Here is a 16146-nt window from a genome sequence, read left to right on the forward strand (position 1 = left end):
GGTCCCAATGTGAGATATGCGCCTATAAGCTATTGTTTAGCATACTTCAACAGTGCTCACTAATATATAAGCCATACAAATGATTCATCACTTTTTCTGCGGCTCGGTATGCCTGTTGATCCGCGCCTGCATATAGTCATAGAACGGATTCGACGTCACGCGCATAAGCGCATCCTTTCCGACGCTTAGTACAGACGTTTCTCCCCACAGTGCAATTGTCCCGAGACTGATGCCATAACGGTTTTTAACCTCAGGATGGCGGCCATACAGATCGTCATCCGGTGGAAATGGCACGGCCACATGCGACAACGAGTAGACCTCTTGTGGATACCGAAGCGATAGCGGTACGACCGTTTCACGCGTACTGCCTGCGGGCGTGGTTTTCGCCACCGTATCGAAACTGTTTGCGTTAACGTTTGTCACAAGCGTGACACTGTAACGCCGCAGAGCAACAGGCAATAACCCGGATAGTGCTGTCCATGACGACGGTTTAAACAGCGGACGGAAACTTGCTGCCTGGTTAATATCAAACATCACCAGTTCACTGCCGTTTTCCGGGAGCTGATCAAACAGCCCGGTGACGACGGCACGCGTGCTGACCGTTGAGTCCATCACCGACTGAAACGCCAGAACCGGAGGGAACCCGGCAAGTTTATGCTCCCGCACATCGCGGCTGAGCTGCTGCTGTAATGCCTGCGTCAGCAACCAGGACTGGCGCGCCGCGTTAACCGGAAAGGAGTTATATTTGTATGGGTTATATTCCGGCGCGATATTAAGCCACGCTGCTTTCGCAAACGCGGGCAGCATCGCTGGCAACCCGGCCATTCCGGCAAAGCGGGCAAACGCGGTCACGCCAATCATGGGTGAAAGTAAGACCAGTTGCTGAGGCTTGCGAAGCACCGGCGTTTCCTGCGCATCAAGAGCATATTTCATCGCCAGCGCCCCGCCGTTGGAATACCCCACCAGATGCAGCGGCACATCTTCACCCGCCAGGCGCGTTGCTTCACGCACGGCAAGGCGTGTCGCTGCCAGCCACCTCTCCCAGTCAACGTCCGTCAGCGCACCGGGAGCAGTCCCGTGTCCTGGCAGGCGGGGAACGACCGCCACAAACCCTTGTCGCTGATAATTAAGGGCCAGGTGTCTTACGCTGTAGGGGGAGTCCGTCAGCCCGTGCAGCAGCACAACCGAACCACGCGGTTTTCCGGCTGGCATCAGCACAAACGAACGGTTGGCATCGGGCGAAAACTGACCGGGCCACACCAGGCTCTGGCGGTAATAACGGTTCAGCGCTGTACGCTCCTCACCTTTCGTTTTCGCCGTCACGTTCGCGTCTAAATCAGCAAAGATAGCGTTTTCTCTGGCGACATACTGCGTAAAGCTCGCGTTATCCATCTCCCGGACGGACATTTCATGTGCGCTCCAGGTGTGCCACAGATGAAGGTCAGGCCCTTGCTGCGAAAGGTACACGCGCACCGCGAGCAGCACAACCACCACGATCCCCAGCACCAGTGCCATTTTCTTTATGAGCGCCATCAGGCGCACGCTGATCCGCCAGGGCAGATTCGCCATGCCGCTATTCCTTTCATATTCACAGAGGCTATATCTTATCAAAAATGTGAAGGCACTGACGTATTCGCCAAATTCCCCCTTTCCTGATCCGACATTGCACCAAAAGTGAACTACGCTGCACAAATGTTGATCATTCGTTAAACATATATTGCATTAACTTTGTAGCACAGGCGGTTTTATGCGCCCTGTGAACATGGCACGCGTCATGCATTGTTAATCGGGTAACAAAAAACCGGCGTTTGACAGCCTGTTAACAGCGAGGCGGTATGACGACAAAACCCGAAGTGCTGAACCGTATCGAAACAACCTTCAGCCAGCTCACGCCCAGCGAAAAGCGGGTGGCGAGCTGGATGCTGGCCCATGCGGCACAGATCCCGTTTGAAACGGCGGAAAGCGTCGCGCTGATGACCGGAACCAGCGGGATCACCGTCGGACGATTTCTGCGTAAGCTGGGCTATCGCAATCTGGACGATGCCAAAAAAAGCCTGCGCGATCCGTATCAACCCTGGGGAATGAACGATCGCCTCGACTCCTGGCAGCAGCAGCGTCCGCTGTCCGACCGCATGCAGCACTCGTTGTCGCTGGAGGTGGACGCCATTACCCATGTTTATCAACTGGCGCAAAGCGACGCATTTAAGCAGATTGTCCATCGCCTTACGCATGCAGACGCCGTGTTCGTGCTGGGCATTCAGTCCACACGCGGGATCGCTAACGCGTTCTTCAGCCATCTGGAATATCTGCGTCCTCGTGTGAGCTACTCCGAAGGGTCGTCCGGCAGTTGGGTGGAATCGCTGAACTCCGGTTTTGCGCGTCCCTACATTGTACTGACCGACACCCGCGCCTACTCCGCTATCGCCCGCCAGTATTGCCGTGTGGCGAGTGAGAAAGCGATCCCGATGGCGCTCATTACTGATATCTGGTGTCCGTGGGCGCGGGATTACCCCATTGATTTACTCCAGGTGAAAACCGATACCGGCCATTTCTGGGATTCGCTGGCACCCGTGAGTTGTCTGTTCAACCTGTTGCTGTCGGGCGTGGTGGAGGCGCTCGGTGATGCGCTGCCGGACCGCCTGGCGGTAAACCGACAATTACAACAAGAGTTTGGTCAATTCGAACGCTAAAGGAGCGGAGCTATGCCCGAAGAGAGTCCACTGATTGACGTGGCGAAGACCTTTCCCACGCTGCATATCGATCTGAAATACGCGACCGCCGACAACATCACAGGCCGCCCGATTTATCAGGAGGCGCTGTGTTTGCTTCATGCCGATGCCGCCACCGCGCTGGCGAAAGCCGTCAGTATTGCCACGCTCGCAGGGCTGAAACTGGTGGTCTATGACGCCTACCGCCCACAGCAGGCGCAGGCACAACTGTGGGATGCCTGCCCGAACCCGAAATACGTAGTGGACGTGGCGATTGGCTCTAACCACAGTCGTGGCACCGCCATTGACGTGACGCTGATGGATGAGCACGACAATGTGCTGGATATGGGGGCCGGGTTTGACGAGATGCATGACCGTTCGCATCCGTACCACCCGTCCGTTCCGCCGCATGCGCAGCGTAATCGTCTGCTGCTCAACGCCATTATGTTTGGCGGCGGTTTTGTGGGGATCGGCAGCGAATGGTGGCACTTTGAGCTACCCGAGGCCGCCAGCTATCCCCTTCTTGACGATCGTTTTGACTGTTTTCCGTTGACGCACACATCCCTTTAAACCCGGAGCACTGCCATGAAAACAACGCTTCTCACAACCTTGATCGCCGCTACGCTGGCACTGAGCGCGCCTGTTGCGCTGGCTGCCGTCCCGAAAGATATGCTGGTCATTGGTAAAGCGGCCGACCCGCAAACGCTCGACCCGGCGGTGACCATCGACAACAACGACTGGACCGTCACCTATCCGTCTTACCAGCGTCTTGTTAAGTACAAGCCAGGCACCACCGAGGTTGAGGGCGATCTGTCGACGGGCTGGAAGGCATCCGATGACCAGAAGGAGTGGACCTTCACTCTGACGGACAAGGCAAAATTTTCCGATGGCACGCCCGTCACCGCCGACGCGGTGAAACTGTCGTTTGAGCGCCTGCTGAAAATCAGCCAGGGTCCTTCGGAAGCCTTCCCGAAAGATCTCAAAATTGATGCTGTAGACGAACATACGGTGAAGTTCACCTTAAGTCAGCCGTTCGCGCCGTTCCTCTATACGCTGGCGAACGACGGAGCCTCCATTATTAACCCGGCGGTGCTGAAGGCCAATGCTGCCGATGATGCGCGTGGTTTTCTGGCGCAAAACACGGCTGGCTCCGGCCCGTTTATGCTGAAAAGCTGGCAGAAAGGTCAACAACTGGTGCTGGTGCCGAACCCGCACTGGGCGGGTGACAAGCCGCACTTTAAGCGCGTTGCGGTGAAAATCATTGGTGAAAGTGCGTCGCGTCGCCTGCAGCTTTCCCGTGGTGACCTGGACATTGCCGATTCCCTGCCAGTGGATCAGCTTGCGGCCCTGAAACAGGAAGGCAAAGTAGCCGTGGCGGAGTACCCGTCCCTGCGCGTCACTTATCTGTATCTCAACAACAGTAAAGCGCCGATGAATCAGGTGGATTTGCGTCGGGCGGTCTCCTGGGCGACAGATTATCAGGGGATGGTGAAAGGGATTCTGAGCGGTAACGGCAAACAGATGCGCGGCCCGATCCCGGACGGCATGTGGGGCTTTGACGCCAACGCCATGCAGTACAGCTTTGATGAGGCCAAAGCCAAAGCCGCGCTGGAGAAAGTGAAAGATAAACCCGCCAGCCTGACCTTCCTTTACTCCGATAACGACCCGAACTGGGAGCCGATCGCCCTCTCCACCCAGGCGAGTCTCGGCAAACTTGGCATTAACGTCAAGCTGGAGAAACTGGCGAACGCCACCATGCGCGATCGCGTGGGCAAAGGCGATTACGACATTGCTATCGGGAACTGGAGCCCGGACTTTGCCGACCCGTACATGTTCATGAATTACTGGTTTGAATCGGACAAAAAAGGGCTGCCAGGAAACCGTTCGTTCTATGAGAACAAAGAGGTCGACGCCCTGCTGCAGGCCGCGCTGAAAACCACCGACCAGGCTGAGCGCACCAAAGACTACCAGCAGGCGCAGAAAATCGTGATCGACGAGGCGGCCTACGTTTATCTGTTCCAGAAGAACTACCAGCTGGCGATGAACAAAGAGGTCAAAGGCTTCACCTTTAATCCGATGCTCGAACAGGTGTTCAACATCGCCACCATGAGCAAGTAACGGTCCGCGCCGGGGGAAAGTGTATGACGTTCTGGAGCATTGTGCGCCAGCGCTGCTGGGGGTTAATCCTGGTGGTGGCCGGTGTCTGTATTATCACCTTTATTATTTCACACATGATCCCCGGCGATCCGGCCCGCCTGCTGGCCGGAGACCGCGCCAGCGACGACATTGTGCAAAGTATCCGCCAGCAACTGGGGCTGGACCAGCCGCTGTATATCCAGTTTGGCCGCTATGTAGATGCCCTTGCGCACGGTGATTTGGGCACCTCCATTCGTACCGGCCGCCCTGTGGTGGATGATTTGAAAGCCTTTTTCCCCGCCACGCTGGAGCTGGCGTTCTGTTCCCTGCTGCTGGCGCTGGTCATCGGCGTGCCGCTGGGAATTTTATCCGCAGTTTATCGCAACCGCTGGCTGGATCACCTGGTCCGGCTGATGGCGATGACCGGGATCTCGACGCCAGCGTTCTGGCTGGGGCTGGGTGTCATTGTGCTGTTCTATGGCCAACTGCAAATCCTGCCTGGCGGCGGCAGGCTGGACGACTGGCTCGATCCGCCTGCGCACGTTACCGGGTTTTATCTGCTGGATGCGCTGCTGGAGGGCAACGGTGAGGTGTTCTTTAACGCCCTTCAGCATCTGATTTTACCTTCGCTGACGCTGGCGTTTGTTCATCTGGGCATTGTGGCGCGTCAGGTTCGTTCCGCCATGCTGGAACAGCTTAGCGAAGATTACATTCGCACCGCCCGCGCCAGCGGGTTGCCGGGCTTGTACATCGTGCTGCGCTATGCCTTACCTAACGCAATGATCCCGTCCATTACCGTGCTTGGGCTGGCGCTGGGCGATCTTCTGTATGGCGCAGTGCTCACCGAAACCGTCTTTGCCTGGCCGGGAATGGGAGCCTGGGTGGTGACCTCCATTCAGGCGCTCGATTTCCCCGCCGTGATGGGGTTCGCGGTGGTGGTTTCGCTGGCCTATGTGTTGGTCAACCTGGTGGTTGATCTGCTTTATCTGTGGATTGATCCACGAATCGGGCGCGGAGGTGCCGAATGATGCTGACTCAGGAAACGCCCGTCCCCGTCAAAACCGCGAAACAGCGCATCGACTGGGCAAAACTGTTCTGGATGCTGCGTAAAAGCCCGCTCACGCTGGCTGGCGGCGTGATCATGATCCTGATGCTGTTGCTGATGGTCCTGTCGCCGTGGATCGTTCCGCACGACCCGAACGCGCTGGATCTGACCGCACGTTTGCAGGCCCCGTCTGCACAACACTGGTTTGGCACCGATGAAGTCGGGCGCGATCTGTTCAGCCGCGTGCTGGTGGGCAGCCAGCAGTCCATCGCTGCCGGGCTGGCGGTGGTCGCCATCGCCGGAGGAATTGGCTCGCTGCTCGGCTGTTTGTCCGGCGTGCTCGGTGGACGCGGCGACGCCATTATTATGCGGGTGATGGACATTATGCTCTCCATTCCTTCTCTGGTACTGACCATGGCGCTGGCAGCCGCGCTCGGTCCCAGCCTGTTTAACGCCATGCTGGCGATCGCCATTGTGCGCATTCCGTTTTATGTGCGTCTGGCACGCGGGCAGACGCTGGTGGTGCGCCAGTTTATCTATGTTCAGGCCGCCCGAACTTTTGGGGCCTCGCGCTGGCATCTGATCAGCTGGCATATCCTGCGCAACGCCCTGCCGCCGCTGATTGTGCAGGCGTCGCTGGATATCGGCAGCGCAATACTTATGGCGGCAACGCTCGGCTTTATTGGGCTGGGTGCGCAACAGCCCACGGCTGAATGGGGGGCGATGGTGGCCGTGGGCCGTAACTACGTGCTTGACCAGTGGTGGTACTGTGCATTTCCGGGCGCGGCCATTCTGATCACCGCAGTGGGTTTCAATCTGTTTGGTGATGGCATCCGCGATCTGCTTGACCCGAAATCGGGAGGAAAACAGTGATGAGTCAACCTGTTTTATCGATAGAAGATTTGCACCTGAGCTTTCCGATCTACCGTGGTGAAGTCCATGCGCTCAATCACGTCTCGCTGGAGATCCAGCGCGGAGAAATTGTCGGCGTGGTGGGCGAATCCGGTTCGGGCAAATCGGTTACGGCGATGCTGGCGATGCGCCTGCTGCCGGAAGGCAGCTACCACGTTCACAACGGGCAGGTAAAACTGCTGGGTGAAGATGTGCTGAATGCCCCGGAAAAGCAGCTTCGCCAGTGGCGTGGCGCAAAAGTGGCGATGATTTTCCAGGAGCCGATGACGGCGCTGAACCCGACGCGACGGATTGGTAAGCAGATGGTGGAGGTGATCCGCCAGCACCAGCCCCTTTCACGCCGCGAAGCGCAACACAAGGCAATAACGCTGCTGGAAGAGATGCAAATTCCGGATGCGGCTGAAGTGATGGCCCGCTATCCGTTTGAGCTTTCCGGCGGGATGCGCCAGCGGGTGATGATCGCCCTGGCCTTCTCCTGCGAGCCTGAACTTATCATCGCTGACGAACCGACCACCGCACTGGATGTGACCGTGCAGTTGCAGGTGCTGCGTTTGCTGAAACATAAGGCGCGGGCCAGCGGAACCTCGGTGCTGTTTATCAGCCATGATATGGCCGTCGTCTCTCAGCTCTGTGATCGTATGTACGTGATGTATGCGGGCAGCGTCATTGAAAGTGGTGATACGCAGACACTGATCCGGCATCCCGTCCACCCCTATTCCATCGGCCTGCTGCAGTGTGCCCCGGAAAACGGTGAACCTCGCGAAATGCTGCCGGCCATTCCCGGTACGGTGCCCAACCTCAGCCAGCTCCCGCGCGGCTGTGCGTTTCGCGAGCGCTGTTTTGCTGCCGGAGCAAAATGTGGCGAAACGCCGCGCCTGAAACCTCATGGTGCTGAGGGGCAACACGCCGCCTGCTGGTATCCGCAACGGGGAGAGTGTCATGTCTGATGTGTTACTGGAACTGGATCGCGTGCATGTGAACTTTACTGCGCGGAAAAACTGGCTCGGCCGCGTCACCGAACAGGTGCATGCCCTCAACGGTCTTGATCTGCAGATCAATCGCGGTGAAACGCTGGGTATTGTTGGCGAATCCGGCTGTGGCAAAAGCACGCTGGCGCAACTGCTGATGGGGATGCTCAGGCCGAGCACCGGTGCCTGTCTGAGGACCCGTAGCGCAGGCGGCATGCAAATGGTGTTTCAGGACCCGCTCTCGTCACTCGATCCGCGTCTACCCGTCTGGCGGATTATCACGGAACCGGTGTGGGTGCAAAAGCGTAGCAGCGAACGCGAGCGCCGCCAGCTGGCGGAAAACCTGGCGCAGCAGGTTGGCATTCGCCCGGAGTATCTGGATCGGCTGCCGCATGCTTTTTCCGGTGGTCAGCGTCAGCGTATTGCCATTGCACGTGCGCTCTCTTCAGACCCGGATATTATTGTGCTGGATGAACCGACCAGCGCGCTGGATATTTCCGTACAGGCGCAAATCCTGAATTTGCTGGTGACGCTGCAACAGCAGCGTAATCTGACCTATGTGCTGATTTCACATAACGTCTCGGTAGTCAGGCATATGAGTGACCGTGTGGCGGTGATGTACCTCGGGCAGATTGTCGAGCTGGGCACTGCCGCTCAGGTACTGGGCCAGCCGCGGCACCCTTATACGCGCCTGCTGCTTGATTCTGTACCGCGTACCGGCGAACCGCTGGACGAAACCCTGGCATTGCGTAAAACGGAACTTCCCGGAAATCGCCATCTGCCCACAGGCTGCTATTTCCGCGACCGCTGTCCGCAGGCGACGGAAGGATGTGAAAGACCGAAGCCGTTACAGGCGTCAACGGAAGGACGGGCTGTACGCTGCTGGCGTAATCTGGAGGGCTAGCCGGGCATACGCCCGGCTCTGACTTAGTTCAGCTTATAATCCAGCGTGATTTCCGCTTTCAGCAGCTGTGAAACCGGGCATCCCGCTTTCGCTTTCTGGATAATGCCGTCGAACTGCTGCGGATCAATACCCGGCACCGTCACCTTGCTTTGCAACGCAATTTTGGTGATCGCAAAACCGCCATCGGTTTTATCCAGGGACACATCTGCTGTGGTATCAATGGAATCTGCCGTATAACCCGCCTCACCCAGCATCAGCGACAGCGCCATCGAGAAACAGGCGGCGTGCGCTGCACCAATCAGCTCTTCCGGGTTGGTGCCTTTTTCGCCTTCAAAACGGGTATTAAAGCCGTAAGGTTGTTGGTTGAGGACGCCGCTTTCGGTTGAGACCGTCCCTTTTCCGCGCTTAATGTCGCCAGACCAGTGTGCTGAACCGTGCTTATGAATCGTCATTCTTGCTCTCCTTTTGGCTTACAAAGGGTTAAGTATAGAACGCCGATCGTATTCTGCAGTTAAGACAGACGAGTCTTAGCGGATTGTCAGATATCGGGCCAGCGCATCCAGAAAGACGCGTTGAGCCGCAGGCTGATAATCTCGCGACTGATAAATCCCATAAATGCCAATTGATTTGGGCGTAAATGCGCTCAGTACGGGGACAAGAAAGCCCTGACTGAGCGCGGTTTGTGCCTCGCTTTCCGGTAGCATTGCAATCCCGCAGTGGTGAATTGCCGCCTCCATCAGTAGTGACGAAATGCTCGCACTCAGATTGCCGCTGACGGCAGCTGACACAACCTCTCCCTCAGCGGTAACAAAATTCCATGATTGCCCGGCAAAGAAGCTGTAATGCAGACAGTTATGCTGTTCCAGCTCCTCCAGCCGCTGAGGTGTACCGTTCGCGGCAAGATACTGCGGCGACGCGCAGAGTACCGAACGGCACTCCCCCAGCCGGCGGGCGATCATGCCCGGCTCCGGGTTATCGGTGATACGTATCGCCACATCAATACGTTCTCCAACCAGGCTCACCGGATGGTTATTCACGTCCAGCTCAATCCGTAACTGTGGATAACGCGTCAGCAGTTCGGGCAACACCGGCGCAATCATGTGCATGGCGGTAAAATGCGCGCAGGCCACGCGCAGCGTCCCCGCAGGGAGATCTTTCGCTGACTGATCTTCTATTTCCTGAGAAATCTGCGAGAGCGTGCGCGTTTTTTGCAGCACTTTTTCCCCTGCTACGGTCAGCGTGAGCTTACGCGTTGAGCGATTCACCAGCCGGGTGCCAGCCCATTTTTCCATCTGCTCCAGATACCGGCTGACCATCGGGCGAGAAATACCCAGCGCCCGCGCCGCAGCGCTCAGGCTCCCCAGTTCGCATATGCGGTTATAGACCTGGGCGGCGATAACGCGATCCATGTTGTGCTCCATCTGCTCGATTTATGAAACTAAGCATGTCGTGTTTCAGGAATTCTGGCAAATGCTGATATCCGTACAATAGAGCCTCCCCTGAAAAACAGAGACATTCCAATGAAGTTCACTCACCTTGCCGCACTGTGTACCCTTTTTACGCCAGCCGTTTTTGCCGCGCCGCTCACCATTGAAACTTACAACCCGCAGGAGAAAGGCATTTTTGCGGTCTCCTCCACGCTGGTTTACGGGCCTGAAGAGGCCGTGCTGTTTGATGCTCAATTCAGCGTGAAAGATGGCGAAGCGCTGGTCGAAAAAATCCGCCGCAGCGGCAAAATGCTCAACAAGATTGTGATCACCTCCGGCGATCCGGATTTTTACTTTGGTCTGCAGCCGCTGGTTAAAGCCTTCCCCAATGCCAAAGTGGTAGCGACACAGCAGGTCGTTGATCATATCAACGCCACTAAAGACGCCAAACTCGCCTTCTGGGGGCCACAGATGAAAGACGGCGCGCCGACGACGATTGTGGTGCCGCAGGTCATCGCCTCCACCACGTTTTTGATCGATGGTGAGAAAGTGGATATCGAACATGCTGACAGCTATGCGGCTTTTGTGTGGGTCCCTTCGGCCAAAACCATTTTAGGGGGTACGGGTGTATCCTGGGGCATACACGTATGGACGGCGGACACGCAGACAAAAGCGAGCCGCCAGCAGTGGCAGCGCACGCTGGACGCAATGGCGGCCCATAAGCCAGAGCGCGTGATCCCAGGCCATTATCTCGGCACGCCTCCAGCGGGAACCGGGGCCATCGATTTTACGCGCCAGTATTTGCAGCAATTTGACGCTGCTCTGGCTAAAAATAAAGATTCGGCTGGCGTAATCAACACCATGAAAAAAGAAAATCCCGATCTGGCGGAAGAGAGCTCTCTGGCGTTAAGCGCCAAAGTAAATACTGGCGAGATGAAGTGGTAATCGCGTAAACTTCTCCTGCTATATTTTTATAGCAGGAGAAAAAAACGAGAATCAACGGCAAGCAATATTACCCCTATTCTATTTTTCTAAACTCAAAAAATAATGATACGGCCCACGAGTCCCAACGCCCGTGCCAGCTACAAGCCCGCCGCACCCTGAGCTGGCAGTGTTCTCCTGACTTCTCCCGCCCCTTACAAAAAAAGACAAATTTACGTCACTGGACACCAAAAATTTAATTTTGTGCTACACAATGTGTTATTAATATTTCCAGGATGAATCTGAACCACATCAGCAGAAATATTTGTCACTCTGTTTGTGAATTACGTTTTTGCGAGCCGTACCATTAAACAGACAACGACACGGAGGCAGCATGTTTACTTATTACCCGGCAAATACCACAGCAGCACAACCCGAACTCGTTAACGCGATTGCACAGGGTCTCCACGCTGAGCATGGAGCTGTGACTGAAGATGACATTTTGATGGAACTGACGAAGTGGGTGGAAGCCACAGACAATGACATCCTCAGTGACATCTATCAGCAGACCATCAACTATGTTGTCAGCGGGCAAAATGCCCCTTTGTAAAAACCTGCTATGCTGGATCTGCAACCTAAGGGGTTACATTTCGTTTGCGAAAGCAAACTTGTCCTTAAAACTATCAACAGGATTGAGGAGTTAACATGAAATCGAACCGTCAGGCACGCCATATTCTGGGACTGAACTACAAGCTCTCTAATCAGCGTAAAGTGGTGATTGAGGGCGACAGCGAAACGCAAGTCACCCACGCCACCGGCAGGAAACGCCACGCAGGCAAGTAAGTTCCGGTAAGAAATCCACGACACCATCGGTAATCCCGATGGTGTTTTTTTTATGGGTTGCGGTAATTAACATTTAGCTCCTTTATAATACCGCCCGACCGCCCCCCGCAGAACAGGCCAGAAAGATGACAAACAGCAGTGTCAGGGACGGATCTTCAAAAAAAGAGTGAGTGACATGGACAACAAACTGAAAAAACATCGTTCCTTATATATCCCGTATGCCGGACCGGTTTTACTTGAATTCCCCCTGCTGAACAAAGGCAGTGCCTTCAGCATGGAAGAGCGCAGCAGCTTTAACCTGCTTGGCCTGCTGCCGGAGGTTGTTGAAACCATCGAAGAACAAGCAGAGCGCGCCTGGATACAGTATCAGGGCTTCAAAACCGAAATCGACAAGCACATCTACCTGCGTAACATCCAGGATACCAACGAAACCCTCTTCTACCGCCTTGTGCAAAACCATCTCGAAGAGATGATGCCGGTGATCTACACCCCTACGGTTGGCGCAGCCTGTGAACGCTTCTCTGAGATCTACCGTCGCTCCCGTGGCGTGTTCATCTCGTACCAGAACCGTCACAACATGGACGATATTCTGCAGAACGTGCCAAACCACAACATCAAAGTGATTGTGGTGACCGATGGCGAACGTATTCTGGGGCTAGGCGATCAGGGCATTGGCGGGATGGGGATCCCAATCGGGAAGCTCTCCCTGTACACCGCCTGCGGCGGCATCAGCCCGGCGTATACCCTGCCGGTGGTGCTGGATGTCGGCACCAACAACCAGCAGTTGCTCAACGACCCGCTGTACATGGGCTGGCGTCATCCGCGTATTACTGATGATGAATACTATCAGTTTGTCGATGATTTCATTCAGGCCGTGAAGCATCGCTGGCCGGACGTTCTCCTCCAGTTCGAAGATTTCGCACAGAAAAACGCCATGCCGCTGCTGAACCGCTATCGCGACGAGATCTGCTCGTTTAACGACGACATTCAGGGCACTGCGGCCGTAACCGTCGGCACTTTGATCGCTGCCAGCCGCGCGGCAGGAAGCCAGCTGAGCTATCAGAAAATTGTCTTCCTCGGCGCAGGCTCGGCCGGATGTGGTATCGCCGAGCAGATTATCGCCCAGACGCAGCGCGAAGGCTTAAGCGAAGAGCTGGCCCGTTCACGCGTCTTTATGGTTGACCGCTTCGGCCTGCTGACCGACGGCATGCCAAACCTGCTGCCGTTCCAGACCAAACTGGTGCAAAAGCGTGACAACCTGAAAAACTGGGATACCGACAACGAGGTGCTCTCCCTGCTGGACGTGGTGCGCAACGTGAAGCCGGATATTTTGATTGGCGTTTCCGGGCAGACGGGTCTTTTCACCGAAGAGATCATCCGCGAGATGCACAAACACTGTGCCCGCCCTATCGTAATGCCACTGTCTAACCCGACTTCCCGCGTTGAAGCGACGCCGCAGGACATCATCGCCTGGACCGAAGGCAATGCGCTGGTCGCCACCGGCAGCCCGTTCGATCCGGTTCTGTGGAAAGACAAACTTTATCCTGTCGCCCAGTGCAACAACTCCTATATCTTCCCCGGTATTGGTCTGGGCGTTATCGCCTCTGGCGCGTCGCGGATCACCGATGAAATGTTGATGTCTGCGAGCGAAACGCTGGCTAAACATTCACCGCTGGTGAATAACGGTGAAGGACTGGTGCTGCCGGAACTCAAAGATATCCATACGGTGTCACGTGCTATCGCTTTCGCGGTCGGCAAAATGGCCCAACAGCAGGGTGTCGCAGTAAAAACCTCTGCCGATGCGCTGCAGCAAGCGATCGACGATAACTTCTGGATGCCGGAATACCGGAGTTATCGACGCACATCAATATAATTGTTAGGACAGATGGCCCCTCTCCCACGGGGAGAGGGACGTTCAAAATCATTGGCTATATTTCAATCATTCACTATGTGTGACATCTGGAACATAACGGAATAGTTATTAATAGTATTGTCGAAAAAGAAGCTGAGTCGTAAATAAAAATTTAAAACATTCAAAGCCCCTTTTAAATTTCATGTTCCGAATAGCATATCAATGCGATTCGGATTTTATTTGTGGTTAATAAATTGCAGTTACGGCTTCTTTTATTTTTCATTAATTTCTCCATTTGGTTGTTGCGTATCAACAGCGCCAAAGGCATCTTCGACAATAAACATTAGTAATTGATAATGGTCCCAAAACCAACTCAATGACTAGCCAAACGCCGTTTCCCCCGCTACACTCACCTCATCCATTAACCTACTGAATATATAAGGAGGCCAATTATGCTGTACTGTGAAATTTTCAATGTTTCACATACATTTGGTGATCGCACCTGCTCAGGCGTTATCGATATCGTGCTGCGATAACTTCTGCTTGAGCGAAGACACCAACCCCTGAAATCCCTTCCCTCGGGCTTACTGAGTTATCGTCAGCGATGTTTGGCGAGGCATAAACATGCCTGTAACTCCTGGGTAAGCAACAATGAGCACTTTACTCACTGCACAATCTTTACGTGTTGATACGGCGTTTGGCACGCTCTTCAATTCTCTCTCCTTTACGCTGAAAAAAGGCGACCGCATTGGTTTGCTGGGCGATAACGGCTGCGGCAAAAGTACGCTTTTGAAGGTACTGGACGGCACAGTCTCCCCCGTAGCCGGAACGGTAGCACTGGCCGGACACTGCCTGCTGGCGCGCGTTGAGCAACATTTGCCGGAGGCGGTTTATCCGCTCACTTTGCGGGATGCGGTACTGGCGCAATTATCACCCGGCGAACGTGACAGCCTGCGCTGGAAAGCCGAAACGCTGCTGGCGGGCATGGGTTTCACGTCACAGGACATGGCGCTGCAAGCGGCCACGCTGAGCGGTGGCCAGCACACCCGCCTGCTGCTGGCGCGCGCGTTGATTAGCGAACCGGATCTGCTGTTACTGGATGAACCGAGCAACCATCTCGATCTCCCCACTATGCTCTGGCTGGAGCAATTCTTACAGAACTGGTCCGGCAGCTTTGTCCTGGTTTCGCATGACAGGCAACTGCTGGATGCTGTCACCAACGGAAGCTGGATCATGCGGGATAAGACGCTGCACTATTTTGCGCTTCCCTGCACGGTCGCACGCAAGGCGCTGGTTGCAAAAGACGAAAGCGATGCGCTGCGCCACAAAGCGGAGCAAAAGGAGATCGACCGCGTCGCCGCCAGCGCCAAAAGACTGGCGACCTGGGGCAAGGTCTACGACAACGAAGATCTGGCCCGCAAAGCGAAACAGATGGAAAAACAGGTCGAACGGCTGAAGGAGAGCCAGACGGAGGTCACGACAGGTAGCCCGTGGACACTCACCCTGCGCGGCGACGCGCTACGGGCTGACCGTCTGCTGGAGATGGAAAGCCTCGGCGTGCCGCCCGCGCCAGGATTACCTGACCTGTTCAACATCGACATTGCTCGTCTCAAAAGCGGCGATCGCATCGCGATTGTCGGCCGTAATGGCTGCGGAAAATCGTCGCTGATGAAACTGATCTGGCGGCATTTTACTGGCGAACAGGCGGAAGCTGGGCTGAAAATCCATCCGCGCGTATCGCCAGGCTATTACGACCAGACACTGCACCAGTTGCCGGATGATGCTTCGCTGCTGGATGCGCTGGAGCCGTTTGCACCCGATCCGCAAAATCGTAAGATGGCGCTCATTAGCGCTGGTTTCCCGTGGGCGCGTCACGGGCAAAAAGTCAGCAAACTGAGCGGCGGTGAACGCTCTCGCCTGCTGTTTGTCGGCCTGACGCTCGCCCGCTATAGCCTGCTGATGCTCGATGAGCCCACTAACCATCTGGACATGGAAGGCAAAGAGGCACTGGCAGAAACCCTGCAACAGTTCGAGGGCGGCGTGCTGCTGGTCAGCCACGATCGTCAGTTAATTAGCCAGAGCTGTAACCGTTTCTGGCTGATTGAAGACGGAATGTTGAGCGAATGGCACGACTCTGAAGCGGTATTTGAACGACTGCGAGAACGCGCGGGCCAGACATTACCGACGGCTTCGCCAGCGGCGGCAGACGCTCACTCTTCGAACGTTGACGATCTGCTGGAACGTCTTGTTGCGCTGGAAACGCTGCTGGAAGACGATTTGGCGCGTAAGCCGAAGCACCAAAAGCCGCATTTACAGGCGCAATGGCGTAAAGAAATTGAGCGGATAGAAACACAACTGTAAGTCTGCGCCCGGCGGTCCCCCGCCGGGCCAGTTAATTTCTGCGGTTTCTGGCAGAATTTTCCACCCTTT

At 55.6% G+C, this 16146-nt stretch carries 15 protein-coding genes; 12 read left to right on the forward strand and 3 right to left on the reverse strand.

Translation table 11 applies throughout. The features are described from left to right. Window positions 1–87: 87 nt before the first annotated feature. Window positions 88–1569: an alpha/beta hydrolase gene (locus tag EoCCA6_RS01380; protein ID WP_152081130.1), complete on the reverse strand. Its 1482-nt coding sequence runs from the start codon at window positions 1567–1569 to the stop codon at window positions 88–90. A 266-nt stretch (window positions 1570–1835) separates the two neighbouring features. Between EoCCA6_RS01380 and EoCCA6_RS01385 the strand changes: the two genes are divergently transcribed. From EoCCA6_RS01385 to EoCCA6_RS01415, 7 genes are read left to right on the forward strand one after another with little or no spacing between them, the layout of a single operon-like run. Then, window positions 1836–2690, forward strand: a complete 855-nt coding sequence (locus EoCCA6_RS01385; protein WP_152081131.1) for a MurR/RpiR family transcriptional regulator — start codon at window positions 1836–1838, stop codon at window positions 2688–2690. Window positions 2691–2702: 12 nt separating this feature from the next. Then, window positions 2703–3278 carry a D-alanyl-D-alanine dipeptidase gene (gene ddpX / locus EoCCA6_RS01390; RefSeq protein ID WP_152081132.1) on the forward strand — a complete coding sequence of 192 codons (576 nt, stop codon included), beginning with the start codon at window positions 2703–2705 and terminating at the stop codon, window positions 3276–3278. 15 nt (window positions 3279–3293) lie between these two features. After that, window positions 3294–4826, forward strand: coding sequence for an ABC transporter substrate-binding protein (locus EoCCA6_RS01395; protein WP_152081133.1), 1533 nt, complete (start codon window positions 3294–3296; stop codon window positions 4824–4826). A gap of 23 nt (window positions 4827–4849) precedes the next feature. After that, complete coding sequence (locus tag EoCCA6_RS01400) at window positions 4850–5872, forward strand: ABC transporter permease (protein WP_152081134.1); 1023 nt, start codon at window positions 4850–4852, stop codon at window positions 5870–5872. Beyond that, complete coding sequence (ddpC, locus tag EoCCA6_RS01405) at window positions 5869–6762, forward strand: D,D-dipeptide ABC transporter permease (protein ID WP_152081135.1); 894 nt, start codon at window positions 5869–5871, stop codon at window positions 6760–6762. Before EoCCA6_RS01400 ends, ddpC begins: the two co-directional genes overlap by 4 nt. Then, window positions 6762–7748: an ABC transporter ATP-binding protein gene (locus EoCCA6_RS01410; protein WP_152081136.1), complete on the forward strand. Its 987-nt coding sequence runs from the start codon at window positions 6762–6764 to the stop codon at window positions 7746–7748. Before ddpC ends, EoCCA6_RS01410 begins: the two co-directional genes overlap by 1 nt. Then, window positions 7741–8673 (forward strand): ABC transporter ATP-binding protein, encoded by a 933-nt coding sequence (locus tag EoCCA6_RS01415; protein WP_152081137.1) that lies wholly within the window; start codon window positions 7741–7743, stop codon window positions 8671–8673. The genes EoCCA6_RS01410 and EoCCA6_RS01415 overlap by 8 nt, the downstream gene beginning before the upstream one ends. Before the next feature lie 23 nt (window positions 8674–8696). Here the strand turns inward: EoCCA6_RS01415 and EoCCA6_RS01420 are convergent, their stop codons facing one another. Then, entirely contained in the window at window positions 8697–9125 is a 429-nt protein-coding gene (locus tag EoCCA6_RS01420) for an OsmC family protein (protein ID WP_152081138.1), read from the reverse strand. A 75-nt stretch (window positions 9126–9200) separates the two neighbouring features. Further along, window positions 9201–10082, reverse strand: coding sequence for a LysR family transcriptional regulator (locus EoCCA6_RS01425; RefSeq protein WP_232623268.1), 882 nt, complete (start codon window positions 10080–10082; stop codon window positions 9201–9203). Between the two features lie 111 nt (window positions 10083–10193). Between EoCCA6_RS01425 and EoCCA6_RS01430 the strand changes: the two genes are divergently transcribed. The 5 genes from EoCCA6_RS01430 (at window position 10194) to EoCCA6_RS01450 (ending at window position 16077) form a co-directional block, all read left to right on the forward strand. After that, window positions 10194–11045, forward strand: a complete 852-nt coding sequence (locus EoCCA6_RS01430; RefSeq protein WP_152081140.1) for a Vmh family MBL fold metallo-hydrolase — start codon at window positions 10194–10196, stop codon at window positions 11043–11045. A 370-nt stretch (window positions 11046–11415) separates the two neighbouring features. Continuing rightward, window positions 11416–11631 carry a biofilm-dependent modulation protein gene (bdm, locus tag EoCCA6_RS01435; RefSeq protein ID WP_152081141.1) on the forward strand — a complete coding sequence of 72 codons (216 nt, stop codon included), beginning with the start codon at window positions 11416–11418 and terminating at the stop codon, window positions 11629–11631. Window positions 11632–11726: 95 nt separating this feature from the next. Next, window positions 11727–11864, forward strand: coding sequence for a stationary-phase-induced ribosome-associated protein (gene sra, locus EoCCA6_RS01440; protein WP_013096533.1), 138 nt, complete (start codon window positions 11727–11729; stop codon window positions 11862–11864). Window positions 11865–12039: 175 nt separating this feature from the next. Then, a complete protein-coding gene (locus EoCCA6_RS01445; RefSeq protein ID WP_152081142.1) occupies window positions 12040–13737 on the forward strand; it encodes an NAD-dependent malic enzyme in 1698 nt (565 codons plus the stop codon). A 630-nt stretch (window positions 13738–14367) separates the two neighbouring features. Next, complete coding sequence (locus EoCCA6_RS01450; protein WP_152081143.1) at window positions 14368–16077, forward strand: ABC-F family ATP-binding cassette domain-containing protein; 1710 nt, start codon at window positions 14368–14370, stop codon at window positions 16075–16077. Window positions 16078–16146: the final 69 nt, after the last annotated feature.

Source organism: Enterobacter oligotrophicus (assembly GCF_009176645.1).
In the GTDB taxonomy this organism is placed as follows: Bacteria; Pseudomonadota; Gammaproteobacteria; order Enterobacterales; family Enterobacteriaceae; genus Enterobacter; species Enterobacter oligotrophicus.

Excerpts from the sequence above, each read along its gene's own strand:
- EoCCA6_RS01380 (WP_152081130.1), bottom strand. The coding sequence starts at position 1,569 with ATGGCGAATCTGCCCTGGCGGATCAGCGTGCGCCTGATGGCGCTCATA.
- EoCCA6_RS01385 (WP_152081131.1), top strand. The coding sequence starts at position 1,836 with ATGACGACAAAACCCGAAGTGCTGAACCGTATCGAAACAACCTTCAGC.
- ddpX (WP_152081132.1), top strand. The coding sequence starts at position 2,703 with ATGCCCGAAGAGAGTCCACTGATTGACGTGGCGAAGACCTTTCCCACG.
- EoCCA6_RS01395 (WP_152081133.1), top strand. The coding sequence starts at position 3,294 with ATGAAAACAACGCTTCTCACAACCTTGATCGCCGCTACGCTGGCACTG.
- EoCCA6_RS01400 (WP_152081134.1), top strand. The coding sequence starts at position 4,850 with ATGACGTTCTGGAGCATTGTGCGCCAGCGCTGCTGGGGGTTAATCCTG.
- ddpC (WP_152081135.1), top strand. The coding sequence starts at position 5,869 with ATGATGCTGACTCAGGAAACGCCCGTCCCCGTCAAAACCGCGAAACAG.
- EoCCA6_RS01410 (WP_152081136.1), top strand. The coding sequence starts at position 6,762 with ATGAGTCAACCTGTTTTATCGATAGAAGATTTGCACCTGAGCTTTCCG.
- EoCCA6_RS01415 (WP_152081137.1), top strand. The coding sequence starts at position 7,741 with ATGTCTGATGTGTTACTGGAACTGGATCGCGTGCATGTGAACTTTACT.
- EoCCA6_RS01420 (WP_152081138.1), bottom strand. The coding sequence starts at position 9,125 with ATGACGATTCATAAGCACGGTTCAGCACACTGGTCTGGCGACATTAAG.
- EoCCA6_RS01425 (WP_232623268.1), bottom strand. The coding sequence starts at position 10,082 with ATGGATCGCGTTATCGCCGCCCAGGTCTATAACCGCATATGCGAACTG.
- EoCCA6_RS01430 (WP_152081140.1), top strand. The coding sequence starts at position 10,194 with ATGAAGTTCACTCACCTTGCCGCACTGTGTACCCTTTTTACGCCAGCC.
- bdm (WP_152081141.1), top strand. The coding sequence starts at position 11,416 with ATGTTTACTTATTACCCGGCAAATACCACAGCAGCACAACCCGAACTC.
- sra (WP_013096533.1), top strand. The coding sequence starts at position 11,727 with ATGAAATCGAACCGTCAGGCACGCCATATTCTGGGACTGAACTACAAG.
- EoCCA6_RS01445 (WP_152081142.1), top strand. The coding sequence starts at position 12,040 with ATGGACAACAAACTGAAAAAACATCGTTCCTTATATATCCCGTATGCC.
- EoCCA6_RS01450 (WP_152081143.1), top strand. The coding sequence starts at position 14,368 with ATGAGCACTTTACTCACTGCACAATCTTTACGTGTTGATACGGCGTTT.